Origin of the sequence: Romboutsia sp. 1001285H_161024_C4, from assembly GCF_015550185.1 — a bacterium.
GTDB lineage: Bacteria > Bacillota > Clostridia > Peptostreptococcales > Peptostreptococcaceae > Romboutsia_C > Romboutsia_C hominis.
This window is the reverse complement of record NZ_JADNAJ010000002.1, coordinates 343,305-361,327: the sequence shown is the minus strand read 5'-3', so window position 1 is coordinate 361,327 and position 18,023 is coordinate 343,305. Positions and strand designations below refer to the sequence as shown.

The following is an 18,023-nucleotide window of genomic DNA, read 5'->3' as shown; positions in this document are numbered from 1 at the left end:
ACTTTACCCCCTATTTATTTTATATAAGTAATTTGTGTATTAATATCATTCTATATTTTTATTATATCTTGTTTATACTAGTAACATTTATTACTTCTTACTTACATTTTATACATTTATATTCTTATTTTCATTAATAAATTTCTTTAATTAATAAATCTAGAATAAAGTGTTTAACCTTTACTGCGCTAAACACTTTATCCTATATTACTTATAATTTAGTTACTGCAACTTCATAATCCATATTTTACTATCTAATATCTTCGCTAAAAAGATATTTCAATACCTTTAATTTTTCATAAAATCATCTTTGTAAATTCATTGTGTATCATAATCTCGTATATTAAATTTCATTACAAAACAATCATTTTTTTTCTATCACTGATAATATATACTCTCTATCCAACCAAAAACACTTCTTAACATGCTCTCTCCCATCTGGTAGCAGATATGTATCCTTGCTATTTTTAGCATGTGGTCTGGTATGGCATACTCTATTAAAAGTAGAAGCTGGCATATTATCAAATTTTCTACCTCCTTTAACTTCTATAACCAAACCTTCTTTTATAACTTTAACCGTTTCCTCCCATGTTTCTCTTAATTTTGTATCTAAAACACTCAAAGGCATATTCCATAACTTAATTTTATCTAATCTTAAAATATCATTATCATCATATCTAAACACAACAAATAAATACTTTTGTTCTGCAAACATAGATCTTAATTCAGACTCTTCCCATGTTTCTTTTATAATTTCAGTATATTTAAACGTTTCTAGTGACATATGTTGTTCGATTTTACCGGTTTTTTCAATTCTAACAGTTTTAAACTTTATATTAGCTTTGGAAAATTCCTCTATATTATCTATCTTATTGTCCTTTATTCCTAATATTTTACTAGATATTATCTGAGCATAATTTTTAGGTATCGTTCCATTTTTGCTAATTAGATTGATATCAAGCTCATTACATATTTCATCTATACTTTTTCCATAGTATGGTGTAAATTTTTCATGTAATAATTCTTCTATACCTTTTTTAGTCCCTTTAAGTATACTTACTGTATTTTCTCCCTTATGCCCTAATCTCTTTCTTATTAAATGAGTCATATATGAAGATTTCAATGAAAATGCCCTTTGCATTGCTAGCATCTCAGAAAAAGGTTGCCGTCTAACTGAGTTTTTATTTGCTCCCTTTGAGCAAGCTCCTAAATAGTTGGTATCTGCCTCTGAAATTTCATGTGCTTTACCCGCCTTTATTTTATTAACTATAGTTCCCCAATCATTTCTTATGACTATTAAATCCTCTTCTGAAAATTTATGTAACATAACATCTTTAATTATGTAATCTTTTTTATCCAGCTCTTTTTGCCATTCATAAAACACAAGAAGAAGTTCTTTATTTTTCTTCCAAAATGAACTTTCATAAAATGTCTTCTTATATTCTTCCATGTAATTTATTATATTTAATACTAATCTTTCTTTTGCAGATATAGTATTATTCTTATTTTTTTTATAAGGTGTTACTTTAAGCTCAATTCCAACATGAGCAAAATCAGCTTCTGCTCTAGAGTTAACATCATAACCAAAATAACTTTCTTCAATTACTTGTCCTAAATTACCTTTACCTTTGTTATCTTCTAGTCTAGAATATTTGTCTATCTCTGCAAAAGATTGTCCTACTAATTTATTTGCATATTGTAAAATAGAATTTACTGATTTCTCATCATATTTCATTTTTAACTCTCCCAACTGTATAAAATTGCTATCAGCAATTACTTTATATATTTAAAATACTGTAAAAAATTGTTATATTATACTTATACCAAATAACTATGTATATTGTATATAGCTTAGTAATATTTAAGGAGGATTGAGCATGGCTGGATATATATTTAATTTAGATAGAATAGAATCATTAGAATACTGTATAGAAAATGGTATTTACTCTACTCTACTTTCTATCCCAAAATCTAATTGGCATGATACTATAAAAGCAACATTTGCAGATTATTTTTCTATGAAAGAAGGAGATAATGTTTACTTTTTCATTCAAAGAAATATTTATGGAATAGGAGTGTTAAAAAATTTAAACTTTGATTGTAAATTTAAAAACTACCCAGATGCTCTTTATCCAATAAATCATTCTGAAGAATCCATAAAAGATTATAAAATACTTCCTCTATTTAAAGATAAATTAAAAGACCCTAATGGAAAAAAAGAAATTGTAAATTGTACCCAAAGATGTTTATGTACCTTTGTACCTTACCCTAATTTTTTTAAATCTGGTGTAGATATGGATGATGTGCTTTCATCTAATCCACATAGTTTTAGAATGTTAAGAGCTTTTCAACAATTATCTTTTGTAAAAATAGATGATCAAGAAAATAAAGCTTTAAAAGATATTATCCTTAAAAGAAATGAGGAATATATTAACTCTAATAACTTTGACAAAGTTTATGAATTTAATGATAACTTACATAAGGAAATAAACAATAATGTTGATATCAGTTACAAATTAGATGCTTCTGATATATTAAAACAATGCCAAGATAAAAGAAAAAAGCATAAGAATAAAATTAGTAGTGAAATGGCCATAGAAGGTGCTATTATTTCGGATTTATGCAATAACCCTAATTCAATATTCGGAAAATGGGACTATATCTCACACCAAGTAGTTGCATCTCCGTTTAAACCTATTATATGGATGGATAAAATGGATGTATTCGGATATAAATATATTCCAGGATTTGATACTATATCTAAATATCTAACTATAGAAATAAAAAAGGAATTAGCAGATAAGGATACTATTAATCAAGTAATGAAATATGTTGACTGGATAAGCCAAGAATATGCTTATGGTGATTATAATATGATTGAAGCTTTTGTTGTAGCATATGATTTTCCAGATGATGTTGTAACTTATGCTAAAGATATATGTAAAAGAAATTATATTAAAGTTAGAAAACCATATGAAAATGGTCTGTGGACTAAAATAAAATTAATAAAATACAGTTATAATGAATCTAATAATACTTTGAATTTATCTGAAATTCCACTTATTTAAAAATAAGGATGTATAATTAACATAAAATTATACATCCTTATTTTAATATTTATTTAGTTATTGCTACCTCATCACTTATACTGTCATTTTTATCATCTTTACTTTTTATAATTAATTCTATATCTTTAGACATTTTTTCTAAAATAGAATCTTTTGATAAATTCAATATATTAGCTTGATAATACTTAATTACATCGATAATTTTATTAAAATCATTTTTACTAGTTAAAGCACTTATTTTATCAAATGTATCTAATATTTCTTGACAGTATATTATTATTTGTTTATCTTCTTTCTGCTGTTTATACATATCTACTACATAATCATTACTTATTTCTCTAGTATTTTCTTTTTCAACAATGGAATTAATAGATTTACCCATTTTTTCTACTAAACCAACAACCAAAGCATTTCCCATACAAAAATATCTAAACTTTTCTGTCATTCCACTATTAGTCCAATTATCCTCAAACCCATTAAGTCTTTCCGCCTCTATTGGTGTTAATAGTCTCAACCTATCTGTTTGTGGATCTCGTACCACATGAGTACTTCTATTAACAGATGACTCACTTGTAAGCATTGTTCTTGATGGCTTATCTATTGGATCTGGAAATGCTAATGGACCTTCACTAAATATATAGCTATGGCCAGTCTTGCTAGTTCTTGGTATCTTTTTCGCACCCTTTAGGTATTCCCATTTAGCAAGTTTTTCAGCATCACCATCTAAATAATATTTTTCATCTACATCTCTCTCTAATATATCTCTTAGTAAAGTAAACTCTCCATTATATCTAGGTATTGTTTTTTCAGTATATATAACTCCATTTGTCATTATACCTGTGTTTTTAAATTCCATTTTAAAATTCTCTGATATTTCTAGTATATCATCATACTCCATCGTAACTTGTTCTGCATCTATTTTATCTTCTTTAGTAATAGCTATTTCCTTTAATTCTATATTATCTGATTCAATAATAGATAGCTGCTCAGATTCCGTCTCCTCTACTTCTAATTTATCTTCCGCTTTCGTTGATTGATTCATAATAGGGAATTCTTCTTGGAAGAAACCAGTCTTATGTATCCACTCTCTTAAATTGTTTCTATTTATTTTATTTGCATATTCCGTATCATTTCTAAATGCAAATATAAATATTCTTCTTCTTCTTTGGCTAAATCCATATTCAGCTGCATTTATTATTCTCCACTCCACTGAATAACCTAATTCATTAAAACATGCAAGCATAACTCCAAAATCACGACCTCTTTGCTTTGCTGGAGATTTTAATAATCTATCAACATTTTCAAGTAATACAAATCTAGGTTGCTTAGCTTCTAATATATCTCTTATTTCCCACCATAAAACACCCTTTTTTCCTTGTATTCCTTTTGCTCCTGTACTAGCTACCGAATAATCTTGACATGGGAATCCTCCCACCAATAAATCATGGTCGGGTATTTCATTTTTGTCTATTTTTGATATATCTGAATTTACATGATTTTCTTCTCCAAAATGACTTACATAACAATCAAAAGCATGTTGTACTTTTTTTCCCGGTTCCCATTGATTTGCCCATACAAAATTAAATTCACCTGAAGCTTTTTCTAATCCCAATCTAAATCCACCAACCCCAGCGAACAATTCACATACCTTTATCATTAGTTTTTCCTCCTTTTGGGACAAGCATTTATATCATTATACTATAAATAAGAGGATTTGAAAAGATCAATTTTTTTGCTAATTTATCTATTTTTAACAGTTTTACCTTTTTATATTAACTAATATTCAATATTTGCTTTATAATCTAATAATGTTAACTTGAATAGCACAAAACAATAGTTTTGTTCCAAGCATCTACTACCTTACCAACCAAGAACTATAGCATCCTATAGAACTTAAAATACCATACACTAATTTATCAAACACCATAATCTATAAAAAAATTATAAGCTTTAAAAACCTAACCCCCACGTCGTTTTTTTATACGCAGGGTATAAAAAAGGCTAGGCAAAATGCCTAACCTATAACCTTCTTATCATATATTCCTTCCAAACTAGCCTTTCTAACCCTATCCCTAATAACATCTTTATCTATAGTGTAAAATCCCAACTCTTTCATCCTATTAAAATAAATACTTCCTGCAAATGTAAATCTTAACTTATCTCCACCTTCTTTGTGCATTTCATTATTAGAATAAGCTATAAAATCACCTATTAATAAATTAGTTGGAAGTTGAAGTAAATACATTCCAACACAGCTTCTAGCTGCATTGTGCCCTGCTAAGCTTCCTGTACATATTGCCTCTGTATGACCTACATAAAATCCAGATTTTTCTCCTCCAACAAATAAGTTATTTATACCCTTAGCTCTCATATAGTTATCTCTTTTAGCAACAGATAAATATCTAATAGAATTTCCCTTACCACCAGCATATGGGTCCACTATACAAGCATTCTCAAATCCTTTAACTTTTCTTAGTTTTTCTATAGCAAAAAATGGACTCATAAGCTTTGCATGACCTGTATCTAGTAAAACTATATTATCAGAAAATGCAGGTAGAGCATATTGTTGACATACCTTTAAGTCTAACTTTTCTGCATTTTTAAGCTCATCAGGTAGTGCTACTACTGCACATCCTTTTTCATTTAATTCATTTTGTATATCTTCACTTAAAGATTCTTTTAATAGTTTCATAGAACCACTAAATGCTCCAAAGTCACCATTATTTCTTCTTCCCATCATATCTTCTAATCCACAAGTTTCACTTATACTCACTCTTCCTCCAAAAGATGGACATCTTAGTACACACATTGCACACCCATTACCATACTTTGTACAGTTACCCATAGGACCTGCTGAACCTGTTGTTTCAACAAATGCTTCACCATATACTTTTTCTCCATCTTCTAAAATTACAGCTTTTATATTACCGTTTTCAACCTCTGCATCTACAACTCTGCTAAATAATCTAACGTCTATTCCCATTTCTATTAACTTATTTCTTACTTGTCTTTCTACCTTTGTTACATTATACAATGTAGCATGATCATGTCCTGGGAAATTTATATCTTTATGAGTACAATATTTATCAGTGATTTCAAATAACTCTCTAGCACCTAGTGCTATTGCTTCTTCTGCTGCTGTATATCTTCCGTTATTTCTCATTATTCCACCAACATTACCTAGACCTATTAATAAGTCTGTTTTTTCTAATACGGTAACATCAGCACCTGCTTTTTTAGCAGATATGGCAGCAGCACATCCTGACCATCCACCACCAATAACAACTACTTTAGGCATTACAACTCCCCCTATACATTGTTAGAATTTAAAAAATCTCTACTGTTTATTTGCATCTTACAAGATTTAACTTTTTCTCCATTTACATTGATTATGCAAGCACCACATATTCCTTCACCGCAACATATTAAGTTATTGTTTGATATAGCAAATTTTATATCTTTGCTGTATTCATCTACAATATCCATAATATATTTATTAAATCTATTGCCTCCAGCTGAATACACTAGGCTTATATCATTTCTTTTTATATAGTCTAATAAGAAGTCTTTATTTTCATTTATATCAGTTATATATACATTTATTCCTAATTTTTCTAACTTATCTACTACTTCATCTAATATATCTGCTTGGTTATTTATAAACACTTCTACCTTGTTATTATTCTCTATAAGTCTTTTAACTACATTTATAGAGTTTACTAAAGATAATCCATTGCCTATTACAACTACATTTTCTCCGGATGTAGATTTTATTTCTTTAATCCCAAATATTCCATTAAAATACGGTCCTTTTACTCTTATTTTTTTAAAGTTTATTATATTTTTAGTCTTTACTCCTACTGGCTTTATGATTATTTCTAGTATGTTTCCTTTATCATCCACATCCATAACAGATATAGGCGTGTTAAATATATCTCTATCCTTGTCTATCCCCTTAATAAGCATGTAAGCGCCTGGGCTTTTTAAATCTATTATGATATTTTTAGGAACTTGTATTTTTATAAGGTATACATTATCCTTAATTTCTTTTATATCTTTTATATCACAGATATATTCTTCTCTTTGTTTAATTTTTGAATTCTCACTATGCTTAAGTTCATTATAAATACATACTCCTTGCCATGAACAACTTGAGCATTTTTCTCCTCTTATAAGAGGACATTTTATACAATCCCCTGAGTACGCAAGATGACACGGGCAATACTTGCTCCCAGCATCTGCACATATTTTCCCACTACCCTTTTTCAATATATTCACATCCTTAAATTGTTTATTTTTTAATGTCTTGAATAGTATATTATCAATTTATTATTTTAATTTTTTTTTGTTACACTACCACAAATTAATACAAATTTTATTACTTCTATTTTTGTAGCCTCAAAATATACTTTAGTATATATAAAATTTTTGGATATGCCGTATACTTGATTTTATTAAATTTATCTTAGGAGAGTTATTTATGAATGGAGATTTCATTTTTTCTAAAGAACATCTAACTATACTTTTATTATTTTCAATATTTCTATATGTTTGTCCAAAGCTTACTAAAAATTTATTACCTTATAGTTATATTGTTGAGAAAGTAATATGTGCACTTATTATATTAGAAATAGTATCTGAACAAGTTTCATTAATATCTATGGGAGGCTATGATACATTAAATTCACTACCTATTGGACCAGGTCGATTTTGTTCTTATATTTGCATAGCAATTTTATATTTTAAAAGATATCAATTGTTTAATGTATTTTTTTCATGGAGTTTGGTTTGTTCTATAGGTGAGATAATATTTTTTAAAAGTATTCCTTATAGGTTTCCAAATATACTTTATTTCTTACTTATATTTTCTAAAATGATATTAGTATATGCTAATGTATATCTAATAGAAGTTAGAAAATTTAAGGTAAGCTCTAGTGCTATTAAAGATAATTTAATTACTTGTATAATATATTTTTCATTTTTATTTTTCTTAAATATTTTTACAAACTTTAATTTTAATCGTGATTTTTCCAATTTTAATATTTTAAATATCATTGTATTTATAATTTCAACTAATATAGTATATATACCAGTACTTTTATTTGATAAATTTAATTTTAATATTAAAAGGTAAATTTTTAAACCTATTAATATATATTATTTTCATGAGTTATCAATAGATTTATGCTTAATATAATTTAATTACATGTAAAAAAATGCTCGCTAATTTAGCGAGCAAATATACTTTTATTTCCTAATAATAAATGTAAGAAGAAAATAAAAATCTTAGGTTATTTTCATTATAACATAATTTGGTATGATTTTTTATTTTATTTTATAATAATTCCTTAAATATAACGCTTGATTCAACCATACAGTTGTATAACCTTTCTTTTTTATCTTCATCTAACTTTTCTATTCTATGACCTATTACATCTAGTAAATGGTCTACTTCAGCTTTGATTAAAACATGCCCTTTTTCAGTTATACAGTAGAAAGTATTTCTTCTATCCTTTGGATCTTCTTCTCTGTACACATATCCTTGTTCCACCAATTTGTTTAATAATATACATAAACTAGAAGTTGATACATATAAATCTTTACTTAAATTTTTAAGCTCGATTTTTTTATGCATATTTATTCTGCTTAATGTAACAAATTGCCTCTCTGTTAAAACACTATCATGTTGCACCCTCTCCGCACTTATAAGCTTTACTAAGTTAGCAAAGTCATTCATACTGTCCACCATTAATGTAGAAATTTCTCTGTTGTTCATAGCTCTTCACCTCGAAATTTTGCTCTATACACCCTATAATACCCTCTACATTAGTTAGTATTTTAACTATACACTTTATTATACTACACAATTTTAATATTTACCAATTAAATTATTTGCTTTCAAAGTATTTGCTAAAATAAAGCTATCTATAATTTATTTATTTTAAACTCTAGATAGCCCTAATTTACTTACTATTAGCATTGTTTTTTGTTTAAATCATCCTTCTTAGATAACTTTTGAATTTTTTCTATAACCTTTGGTGTAACTGCTAATATATTGTCTACCATATTTATATTGTTATCTAAGCTCATAAGTCTTGTTTCACCATCTTCAACTACTACAAATGCTACGGGTTGTATAGATATGGCTCCTGCACTTCCTCCTGCAAAGTTTGTTTCATTGTCCCATTCTACTTTTGAAATTCTATTTTCTTTATGTGGACCTCTAGAGTAATCTCCTCCACCTATACCAAATCCTATTGTTATTTTTGATATAGGTACAACAACTGTTGTATCTGTTTTTATAGGGTCTCCTATTACTGTATTTGCATCTATTGAGCCTTTAATAGTTTCAAATGTTGTCTCCATAAGACTTTTTATTGAGTTTGTCGATTTCAATATTACCACCATTCCTTTTACCTTTATTAATTTTAATGTAAATTTTATATATAGCAATCGATATTATTATTATATCTTTTATTGTCGGTTTTATTTCTATCTTTGAATCACAATTTATAAAGTTTTTAGTAAAATCTGGTTTTACATTTAAATATACCTTATTAGAGTTTATAATGTTTATTATGCTAGAATAAATAAAATTTATAAGTACATATATAAAACTTGTAAAAGGTATATTTTCACTGCCGAAATTTATATCTATATATATTTCTTCTATCTTAACTCTTTTTAGTAACCCAAATACTACTTTTATTTCTTTTAAATTTGAATTGTATATGCTTCTATTTCTTTTAATTTCTCCCTTCTTAGTTTTGGTACATTTTTTATTAGTTGGATAAAGTGGTATATTTATATTTATTATATTAAAGAAATACTTTATCCTTAAATCTACCCTTATATGTTCATTCTTTACTTTAGAAATGATTAATATATGTAACTTTGAGTTAAATAGTATTAGTAATAATACTATTACTATACAAATAATTAATAACACACTGTATCTCATAGTTTTATTATTTCTAAATATTGAATATATATACAAAAAAATACAGATATTAATTTAAATATAAAGTTATATAAGCAGTAATTTCATATACTTTTATATAGAATTTTAATATCTTGTATTATATTTTAAATTACGTATATCCTATTTTATAAATACAACAAATGAAAGGATGTATTCTATGAATAAACCAATTAACCAAAATGCAAAACAAGCTTTAAATATGCTTAAAATGGAAATTGCTAATGAACAAGGATTTAACTACAATGAAGTTAGTGATAAAATTGAAAGTAATGCCCCTCAAAACACACTAGAAGGGATATCTAAGAATGTTCTTGCTGGAGAGCTAGTTGGAGGAGCTATGACTAAATCATTAGTTACTAAAGGCGAAGAAATACTTTTAAAGATGTATAAAGAAAAGTAAGTTTTTTATTAAAATTAATATAATTAAAAAAATTCGCTTCGCTCATATCGCCAACGACTTTGTCCGTTGCTTAAAATATTATTTTTTACATTTTCAAAGCTATTGAAATATCTTACCTTTATGAGTTATCAATAGTTTTATACTTAATATAATTATCTTGAATGTAAAAAATCCAATAGGATAAACCTATTGGATTTCTTTTTCTTCATTTAATGGTGGTAAATCATCTAAGCTTTCTATGCTTAGTAATTTTAAAAACTCATCAGTAGTTTTATATATTATAGGTTTCCCTATTTTTTCTAACCTTCCAGCTTCTTTTATAAGTTCATTTTCAAGTAAAACAGATATTGCTCTATCACATTTTACTCCTCTTATATTTTCTACTTCAACCTTTGTTATAGGTTGTTTGTAGGCTATTATAGTTAGTGTTTCAAGAGTTGCCTGACTTAGTGTTTTCTTTTTTTTTGGTTCTAATAATTTTTTTATAAATCCTGCATACTCTTTGTTAGTAGTCATTTGGTATTTATTTTCTAATTTTATTATTTGTATACCTCTATTGTTTTCCTTATACTCTTCTATTAAAGAGTTTAACATTAACTCTATCTCTTTGCTTGATAGCTCTTCATTTATTATACTATTTAGCTCACCAATACTTATAGGTTCTGAGTAAGCAAACATTATAGCTTCTATAATATTTTTAATATCTTCACGTCTCATTTTATCACTCCGAGCTTTTCTTTATTATTATGTCATCAAAGAATAAGTCTTGTTCTACTATTACTTCTTTTCCTTTTATCATTTCTAATATAGATAAAAATGTTGCTATAACTTCATCTTTATCACAAGACTCTATTATCTTTGTAAATCTTACTTCTTTTTCTACTTCTATTATACTTCTTATAAAAGATATCTTTTCTTCAACAGGTATTATTCTACCTCTTACTATTTTGTCTAATCTTTTATCTTCTACTTTTTCATCTTCAACAGATTTTACTTTAAGTATTAAAGGAAGTATATTTTTTATAGCCTCTATAGATATATCTTCTAATTCTACTTTTTCATCTGTTATTATTTCTTCTTTTTTTCTAAAGAATAATTCATCTATATAAGTTATGTTATCTTTTATAGAATCTGTTGCTAGCTTGAACTTTTTATATTCTTCTAATTGTTCTACTAATTCAAGTCTAGGGTCAACACTTTCTTCATCTTCTTTTTGTTTATATAATAAATACTTAGATTTTATTTGAAGTAACTTAGATGCCATTGTTATAAATTCACTAGTTACCTCTAAGTCCATTTTCTCTAGCATTTTTATATAATTTATGTATTGTTTTGTTATTTCTATTATTGATATGTCCTTTATATCTATCTTTTGCTTAGATATCATATCATATAATAAATCTAGTGGTCCATCATAAACCTGTAAATGTATATTATACTTCATGGATTACCTCTTAAATTATGCAAATAAAAATACTATGTTAATTATTATATCTCTTATTGGTTCTACAAATATACCAACTAATCCTGTAAATATTAAAACTAAAAATATTATACTACTCATATTTTCATATCTATAAACATATTCATTGTATTTATATGGTATAAATGTTGATACTATTCCCCATCCATCAAGTGGAGGTAGAGGAAGTAAGTTAAATGCAGCAAAACCTACATTATATATCATAGTCATAGAAGCTATTAAATTAATAGCATACATATTTATATACTTATTTATAAGCACACATATTATAGCAGTTATAATGTTTGCTATAGCTCCTGAAAATGAAACTAACACATTTCCTATCTTGTAGTTTTTAAAATTATTTGGATTAACAGGAACAGGTTTTGCCCAACCTATTTTAAATATAATCATCATTAAAAGCCCAATAGGGTCTATATGCTTAGCTGGATTTATAGTCATTCTTCCATACATCTTAGCTGTATCATCCCCCAGTAAGTGTGCCGAATACGCATGACCAAACTCATGAACGCTTATAGCAACAGCAATTGCAACTACCGTTGACAATATATAATCTAAATTCATTTTTTCATCTCCTATATTTAGTTTTAATTTTATTATATCAAGTAATTAATTCATAATCAAAACTTTTGTATAATCAGATACTTATATGTTAACCACTAATCTATTACATTAAAAGGCAGCTACTAATTATTTATTAATAGCTGCCTTTTTAATTTATATATTATTTTTAATGTGGTGTAAGTGGTGTTAATACTTCACAACCATCTTCAGTAACTAATATCATATCTTTTATATTAAATCCACCAAATCCAGATATATAACATGGTGTTTCTATACAAAGTATCATACTAGCTTCTAGTTTTCTTTTTTCGATTAATGATATAAATGGTGTCTCCACCGTTTGAGGTCCCATACTTATACTATGTTCTAAATGACCTCTTTCATAGAACTTATACTTTTCCTTTACATAATTAAATCCTATTGAGAATAATTCATTAAAACCAAGTACTGGCTTAACTAAATCTATCATAAGCCTTTGAGCTTTAACTAATCTTTGCTTTAACTCACTAAGTACTGGGTGAGCATCTCCAACTATCCAACTTCTAGATAAATCTGTTGTATAAAAGTTAGTGTCTCCATTTACCCCCCCCCGTCGAATTTAACTACGCTCCATTTTTTATTATCCTGTCGGTTGAATGACAAAATAAAGGTTACAATTTAAGTTCTTTAAAATTGAAATATAACTATCTATTTTCGCTAATAACATGTTTTGATTCATTATAAGCACATGTTAATTGTTGAATAGGAGTATCATATGGCTTAATCCATCCCTTATTAAGACTTAATTCAGTAAGTGCTGTATGACCTCCAACCATTTGAGTTAATGATGCTGAATATAGCGCTCTTAATTCTGGTGTACTACTTGTTAATGTAGAATTAAGATACATGTCTGCAGCTTCTTTTGCAGATGAAAGCATACCTAAAGCTATTATTTCATCGTTTAGATCTGCATTATCTTTTATTAAATTTCCTAGCATATTTCTCATAGTATCTATTCCTCCTCAGTAGCTGGTATTTTATTCTCAACTATAAATTGTTGTATTGCTTTAATTCTTCCTTCTGTTGCTAATATACTAGCCTCTGATTGTCTCTTTAAGTCTTCATCTGATATTAAAGAATCTATTGCTCTTTGCATAATTAAACCATCAGATTCCATTTTTAACACTGCTGCTAAAGATAGATTTTCTATTTCTGAAAGTGCTCTCATTCAATTACCTCCTACAATATATTTTCATATAATATTATGCGTATTAATATTTAAAAGTAATCATGTTAATATCTACCTTATTAATAAATTCAAAATAAATATATAAACTTACTATACAACAATTTTTCATAACTTTTAAAATATTATAATTTCATCAGTATATAAAAAGGTAGTGTTAAGCACTTTAACACTACCTTCTATTTTTATTTATAATGTGGTGTAAGTGGTGTTAATACTTCACAACCATCTTCTGTAACTAATATCATATCTTCTATATTAAATCCACCAAATCCAGATATATAACATGGTGTTTCTATACAAAGTATCATACCAACTTCTAGCTTTCTTTTTTCGCTTAATGATATAAATGGTGACTCTGCCGTTTGAGGTCCCATACTTATACTATGTCCTAGATGACCTCTTTCATAGAACTTATACTTTTCTTTTACATAATTAAATCCTATTGAGAATAATTCATCAAAACCAAGTCCTGGTTTAACTGAATCTATCATAAGCCTTTGAGCTTCAACTAATCTTTGCTTTAACTCACTAAGTACTGGGTGAGCATCTCCAACTATCCAACTTCTAGAAAAATCTGTTGTATAAAAGTTAGTGTCTCCATTTACCCCCCCGTCGAATTTTACTACATCTCCATTTTTTATTATCCTATCAGTAGATCGACAAAGTCTTCCTGAATTTTCACCTGCACAAAATGATGACCATCCACTTGGGAAGCATATTCCTGATTCCATTACCTTTTTACAGTATATATCAAACAGTTCTCTTTCACTTACTCCCTCTTTAACAAACTGACTTGTATGTAAAAGTGCCTCATCAGCTACTCTAGCTAACTTTCTAAAGTATTCTATTTCATCATCTTCTTTAACACTTCTAGCTTCTATAAATAAATTAGAAACATTTACAAAATCCACATTAGGAAGAGCTCTCTTTAAAGAATCAAAATATGTTGCTGATATAAAATCAAGTTCTATACCTACTTTTTTATCTTCAAGATTTAATTCTTTTATACTTTCAACTACTACATCTAATGAAGTTACAAAAGTTTTATTAGATACAACTTCTTTATTAGCTAAAACTTCTTCAAAAGTTTTTCCCCCAACCCATGTACTATATTTTTTAACTATACAGTCCATATAATCAGAAAATGCTTCACTTTCAAAATCCATTCCTATAGCTATAGCCCTACTTTCTTCTTTGTTATCTAATACACTTACAGCAAAATGTGCTTGTCTAGATACTGTATGTTGATGTGAAGAATAAGCTGTTATATAAGTAAAATTTTCCGGAGAATTTACTATAACTCCATCAATATTATTTTCTCTTAATAATCTCTTTATCTTTTGAACTTTAGGTTTCATATTCACTATCTCCTAATTTATATTATGCTCCATAAAATAATGGTGATCCTGGTCCTATTGGTAAACCAAATGTATACCAAACTATAAATAATAACGTCCATCCTATTAAAAATGCTATTGAGTATGGTAACATTGTTGTTATTAATGTACCAACCCCAGCTTTTTTCTCATACTTTTGACAAAAGGCCACTATAAGTGCAAAGAATGGCATAAGTGGTGCTATAACATTAGTACATGAATCTCCTATTCTAAATACTAATTGAGTAAGCTCTGGTGATAATCCTATTTGCATAAACATAGGAACAAATATTGGAGCCATTAAAACCCATTTAGCAGAGTCAACAGCTATTATTATATTTAAAAGAGCTGTTAAAACTATAAAGCATATTATAAGTGGTAATCCTACAAAGCCTGTATTTTCTAAGAAATGTGCTCCATTAACTGACATTATAGTTCCAAGCTTTGAATAGTCAAAGAACTTTATAAATTGTCCTGCAAAGAATACTAAAACTAAAAATCCTGCTATACTAGTTACACCTTTTATCATTAACTCTATAACATCTTTATCATTTTTTATAACCTTAGCTCCTATTCCATAGAATATTCCAGGTACCAAAAATAAACATGCCATTATAGGTATAATACTACTCATAAATGGTGAAGTTAATATTGAACCAGTTTCTGGGTCTCTAAGTACTCCATTTTGAGGAAGTACTAATAATCCTATAAATGCTATATAAACTATTAATGATAATACTCCCCACTTCATACCTCTTTTTTCAAGGTCTGTTATATCTTCAACTACTGCGTCTTCATCTGATACATATTTTCCAAGTCTTGGCTCTACTATTTTTTCTGTTACAAATGTTCCTACTGCTACTATTAAGAAAGTTGATGCTATCATAAAGTACCAGTTAGCTGTTGGTTGAACAAAGTATTCTGGATTTATCATATTTGCAGCTTCTGTTGATATACCTGCAAACATTGGGTCATTTGTACCTATAAGTAAGTTTGCACTCCATCCTCCAGATACTCCTGCAAATGCTGCTGCCATACCTGCGATTGGATGTCTTTTAAAACTCATAAATATTATTGCTCCTAATGGAACTAATACAACATATCCAGTAGATGATGCTACATTTGACATTATTCCCAAGAATATTATCATAGCTGTAACCATCTTCTTTGGTGTAACTTTTGCTACTTTTCTTAAGGCTGCTGATAAAAATCCTGTTCCTTCTGCAACTCCAACACATAGTATTATTACAAATACTGGTCCTAGTGCAAAAAAGCTAGTAAAGTTTGATACTATAGAAGTAAACATATATCTAATACCATCTGGTGATAGTAAACTTTCTGCTACAACTTGAGTTTCAACTATAGCTCCAGTTGCTTGGTCATAAGCATCATAACTTACAGAAAGACCCATACTACTTGCAATAGCTGATCCTAATATTACAACTGCTGTTAATATTATAAATATTGTCGCTGGATGAGGTAGCGAATTACCTACTCTTTCAACTGTGTCTAAAGATCTTAAAAGAAAGCTCTTTTTTGACTTTGCCTGTGCTTTAATTTCCATAATAAACCCCCGTATTATAAAATTTTATTTAAAACAATGTATAAAACCCTTTTCCTTTTGAGCAAAATTATTATTAGTTATATAAATCATTAACTCTTAGATAAATTTATTTTCAAGAGATTATAACTAAACTAGCTATAATCCCTTATTTTAAAACCTATACTCCCCTATAAGTTTTTCTTATCTACTGCTTCTTTTAATTGATTCATAGCTTTTTCTAATAACTTTCTAGAACAAGCTACATTTAATCTCATATAGCCTTCTCCACCTATTCCAAAACTTCTTCCATCATTTAATCCAAGTCTAGCTTCATTTGTAAAGAAATCAACTAATTTATCTCCCTCTAGCCCTAAATCCTTACAATCTAGCCACATTAAATATGTACAGTCTGGAGTATTTGGCTTTATTTGTGGTATATGTTCTTTACAGAAGTTATTTATAAACTCAACATTACCTTCTAAGTAAGTTAATAATTGCTCTAACCATTCTTCACCATGAGCATAAGCTGCCATATTTGCCACTACACTAAATGCATTGTTTCTTTTAGAATCCAACTTTCCTTGTACATCTTCATATATCTTTTTCATTTCTAAGTTAGGAAATACTGTAGTTGATACTTGAAGACCTGCTAAATTAAAAGTCTTTGTAGCTGACATACAAGTTATAGTATTCTTTTTAAAGTTTTCATTTATAGATGCCATTGGTATATGCTTGTTATTAAATAATATTAAGTCTGAATGTATTTCATCAGATATAACCATAACATTGTTTTCTAAACATAAATTACCAAGTTTAGTTAGTTCTTCTCTACTCCAAACTCTCCCAACTGGGTTATGAGGATTACAAACTATTAAAAACTTAGCCCCATCTTTAAGCTTCTTTTCTAAGTCTTCAAAGTCCATTTGATAATCTCCATCTACTAGCTTTAAAGGATTGTATACTAATTCTCCTCCCCAATCTTTTACAGCTGTAAAGAATTCCGAATATACTGGTGGTTGAACTATAACCTTATCACCTTCATTTAAAAACTCTCTCATAAAATGACACATCATTGGCATTACTCCTGTAGCATGTGCCATATACTTTGTATCAACATCCCAATTATTTCTCTTTAATTGCCACTCTCTTACTAATTCAAAGTATCTTTCTGGTCTTGATACATATCCAAACATCCCTTGATTAGCTCTTCCTATTATTGCATCTATTATAGGCTGTGCTGTTTTTAAATCCATATCAGCAATCCAAAGAGGTATTATATCATCTCTCCCAAATTTATTTTTAGCCTCATCATACTTTGCTGAAAAATTGTTACTACGATCCATTATTTCATCGAAATTATATATCATATTACTCCTCCA

General features: G+C 27.9%; 19 protein-coding genes. 3 read left to right on the top strand and 16 right to left on the bottom strand.

Annotated elements, in window-relative coordinates; genetic code table 11:
* Positions 1-364: 364 nt before the first annotated feature.
* Positions 365-1,735, bottom strand: a complete 1,371-nt coding sequence (locus tag I1959_RS05255; RefSeq protein ID WP_195237307.1) for a Sau3AI family type II restriction endonuclease — start codon at positions 1,733-1,735, stop codon at positions 365-367.
* Positions 1,736-1,877: 142 nt separating this feature from the next.
* Here I1959_RS05255 and I1959_RS15455 point away from each other — a divergent pair, with 142 nt between their 5' ends.
* The gene (locus I1959_RS15455) at positions 1,878-3,068 is read left to right on the top strand and encodes a hypothetical protein (RefSeq protein WP_195237306.1); all 1,191 of its coding nucleotides are present in this window, start codon (positions 1,878-1,880) and stop codon (positions 3,066-3,068) included.
* A gap of 49 nt (positions 3,069-3,117) precedes the next feature.
* On the opposite strand, the gene dcm is transcribed toward I1959_RS15455, so the two are convergent.
* The 3 genes from dcm to I1959_RS05235 all read right to left on the bottom strand — a co-directional run bounded on the left by dcm (position 3,118) and on the right by I1959_RS05235 (position 7,337).
* Positions 3,118-4,725 (bottom strand): DNA (cytosine-5-)-methyltransferase, encoded by a 1,608-nt coding sequence (gene dcm / locus I1959_RS05245; protein ID WP_195237304.1) that lies wholly within the window; start codon positions 4,723-4,725, stop codon positions 3,118-3,120.
* Positions 4,726-5,082: 357 nt separating this feature from the next.
* Complete coding sequence (locus I1959_RS05240; protein ID WP_195237302.1) at positions 5,083-6,366, bottom strand: FAD-dependent oxidoreductase; 1,284 nt, start codon at positions 6,364-6,366, stop codon at positions 5,083-5,085.
* Between the two features lie 11 nt (positions 6,367-6,377).
* Positions 6,378-7,337, bottom strand: coding sequence for a hypothetical protein (locus I1959_RS05235; RefSeq protein WP_207733533.1), 960 nt, complete (start codon positions 7,335-7,337; stop codon positions 6,378-6,380).
* Between the two features lie 211 nt (positions 7,338-7,548).
* On the opposite strand from I1959_RS05235, the gene I1959_RS05230 reads away from it, so the two are divergent.
* Positions 7,549-8,202 carry a TMEM164 family acyltransferase gene (locus I1959_RS05230; RefSeq protein WP_092924661.1) on the top strand — a complete coding sequence of 218 codons (654 nt, stop codon included), beginning with the start codon at positions 7,549-7,551 and terminating at the stop codon, positions 8,200-8,202.
* Between the two features lie 201 nt (positions 8,203-8,403).
* Here I1959_RS05230 and I1959_RS05225 read toward each other — a convergent pair whose 3' ends face one another.
* From I1959_RS05225 to I1959_RS05215, 3 genes are all read right to left on the bottom strand, one after another.
* On the bottom strand, positions 8,404-8,844 hold the full coding sequence (locus I1959_RS05225; RefSeq protein WP_092924659.1) for a MarR family winged helix-turn-helix transcriptional regulator: 441 nt from the start codon (positions 8,842-8,844) through the stop codon (positions 8,404-8,406).
* Between the two features lie 197 nt (positions 8,845-9,041).
* Entirely contained in the window at positions 9,042-9,434 is a 393-nt protein-coding gene (locus I1959_RS05220) for a spore germination protein GerW family protein (protein ID WP_242977251.1), read from the bottom strand.
* The gene (locus I1959_RS05215; protein ID WP_195237298.1) at positions 9,418-10,017 is read right to left on the bottom strand and encodes a DUF2953 domain-containing protein; all 600 of its coding nucleotides are present in this window, start codon (positions 10,015-10,017) and stop codon (positions 9,418-9,420) included. Before I1959_RS05215 ends, I1959_RS05220 begins: the two co-directional genes overlap by 17 nt.
* Positions 10,018-10,207: 190 nt before the next feature.
* Here I1959_RS05215 and I1959_RS05210 point away from each other — a divergent pair, with 190 nt between their 5' ends.
* The gene (locus tag I1959_RS05210) at positions 10,208-10,450 is read left to right on the top strand and encodes a small, acid-soluble spore protein, alpha/beta type (RefSeq protein WP_240275646.1); all 243 of its coding nucleotides are present in this window, start codon (positions 10,208-10,210) and stop codon (positions 10,448-10,450) included.
* A 186-nt stretch (positions 10,451-10,636) separates the two neighbouring features.
* On the opposite strand, the gene scpB is transcribed toward I1959_RS05210, so the two are convergent.
* The 9 genes from scpB to I1959_RS05165 form a co-directional block, all read right to left on the bottom strand.
* A complete protein-coding gene (scpB, locus tag I1959_RS05205) occupies positions 10,637-11,167 on the bottom strand; it encodes an SMC-Scp complex subunit ScpB (RefSeq protein ID WP_092924653.1) in 531 nt (176 codons plus the stop codon).
* A gap of 4 nt (positions 11,168-11,171) precedes the next feature.
* Positions 11,172-11,894: a segregation and condensation protein A gene (locus I1959_RS05200; RefSeq protein ID WP_092924651.1), complete on the bottom strand. Its 723-nt coding sequence runs from the start codon at positions 11,892-11,894 to the stop codon at positions 11,172-11,174.
* Between the two features lie 15 nt (positions 11,895-11,909).
* Positions 11,910-12,497 (bottom strand): site-2 protease family protein, encoded by a 588-nt coding sequence (locus tag I1959_RS05195; RefSeq protein WP_092924649.1) that lies wholly within the window; start codon positions 12,495-12,497, stop codon positions 11,910-11,912.
* A 166-nt stretch (positions 12,498-12,663) separates the two neighbouring features.
* The gene (locus I1959_RS05190) at positions 12,664-13,095 is read right to left on the bottom strand and encodes a M24 family metallopeptidase (protein ID WP_195237539.1); all 432 of its coding nucleotides are present in this window, start codon (positions 13,093-13,095) and stop codon (positions 12,664-12,666) included.
* An 85-nt stretch (positions 13,096-13,180) separates the two neighbouring features.
* Positions 13,181-13,483, bottom strand: a complete 303-nt coding sequence (locus I1959_RS05185) for a spore coat protein (protein WP_166505808.1) — start codon at positions 13,481-13,483, stop codon at positions 13,181-13,183.
* A gap of 5 nt (positions 13,484-13,488) precedes the next feature.
* On the bottom strand, positions 13,489-13,704 hold the full coding sequence (locus I1959_RS05180; protein ID WP_092924643.1) for a hypothetical protein: 216 nt from the start codon (positions 13,702-13,704) through the stop codon (positions 13,489-13,491).
* Positions 13,705-13,907: 203 nt separating this feature from the next.
* Positions 13,908-15,083 (bottom strand): M24 family metallopeptidase, encoded by a 1,176-nt coding sequence (locus tag I1959_RS05175; RefSeq protein WP_195237294.1) that lies wholly within the window; start codon positions 15,081-15,083, stop codon positions 13,908-13,910.
* Between the two features lie 22 nt (positions 15,084-15,105).
* A complete protein-coding gene (locus tag I1959_RS05170; protein ID WP_092924639.1) occupies positions 15,106-16,665 on the bottom strand; it encodes an AbgT family transporter in 1,560 nt (519 codons plus the stop codon).
* Positions 16,666-16,832: 167 nt separating this feature from the next.
* Entirely contained in the window at positions 16,833-18,011 is a 1,179-nt protein-coding gene (locus I1959_RS05165) for a MalY/PatB family protein (protein WP_166505810.1), read from the bottom strand.
* Positions 18,012-18,023 lie beyond the last annotated feature (12 nt).

Bases quoted from the DNA above. Each gene is read 5' to 3' on its own strand.
- I1959_RS05255 (WP_195237307.1), bottom strand. From the start codon at position 1,735: ATGAAATATGATGAGAAATCAGTAAATTCTATTTTACAATATGCAAAT.
- I1959_RS15455 (WP_195237306.1), top strand. From the start codon at position 1,878: ATGGCTGGATATATATTTAATTTAGATAGAATAGAATCATTAGAATAC.
- dcm (WP_195237304.1), bottom strand. From the start codon at position 4,725: ATGATAAAGGTATGTGAATTGTTCGCTGGGGTTGGTGGATTTAGATTG.
- I1959_RS05240 (WP_195237302.1), bottom strand. From the start codon at position 6,366: ATGCCTAAAGTAGTTGTTATTGGTGGTGGATGGTCAGGATGTGCTGCT.
- I1959_RS05230 (WP_092924661.1), top strand. From the start codon at position 7,549: ATGAATGGAGATTTCATTTTTTCTAAAGAACATCTAACTATACTTTTA.
- I1959_RS05225 (WP_092924659.1), bottom strand. From the start codon at position 8,844: ATGAACAACAGAGAAATTTCTACATTAATGGTGGACAGTATGAATGAC.
- I1959_RS05220 (WP_242977251.1), bottom strand. From the start codon at position 9,434: ATGGAGACAACATTTGAAACTATTAAAGGCTCAATAGATGCAAATACA.
- I1959_RS05210 (WP_240275646.1), top strand. From the start codon at position 10,208: ATGAATAAACCAATTAACCAAAATGCAAAACAAGCTTTAAATATGCTT.
- scpB (WP_092924653.1), bottom strand. From the start codon at position 11,167: ATGAGACGTGAAGATATTAAAAATATTATAGAAGCTATAATGTTTGCT.
- I1959_RS05200 (WP_092924651.1), bottom strand. From the start codon at position 11,894: ATGAAGTATAATATACATTTACAGGTTTATGATGGACCACTAGATTTA.
- I1959_RS05195 (WP_092924649.1), bottom strand. From the start codon at position 12,497: ATGAATTTAGATTATATATTGTCAACGGTAGTTGCAATTGCTGTTGCT.
- I1959_RS05185 (WP_166505808.1), bottom strand. From the start codon at position 13,483: ATGAGAAATATGCTAGGAAATTTAATAAAAGATAATGCAGATCTAAAC.
- I1959_RS05180 (WP_092924643.1), bottom strand. From the start codon at position 13,704: ATGAGAGCACTTTCAGAAATAGAAAATCTATCTTTAGCAGCAGTGTTA.
- I1959_RS05175 (WP_195237294.1), bottom strand. From the start codon at position 15,083: ATGAAACCTAAAGTTCAAAAGATAAAGAGATTATTAAGAGAAAATAAT.
- I1959_RS05170 (WP_092924639.1), bottom strand. From the start codon at position 16,665: ATGGAAATTAAAGCACAGGCAAAGTCAAAAAAGAGCTTTCTTTTAAGA.
- I1959_RS05165 (WP_166505810.1), bottom strand. From the start codon at position 18,011: ATGATATATAATTTCGATGAAATAATGGATCGTAGTAACAATTTTTCA.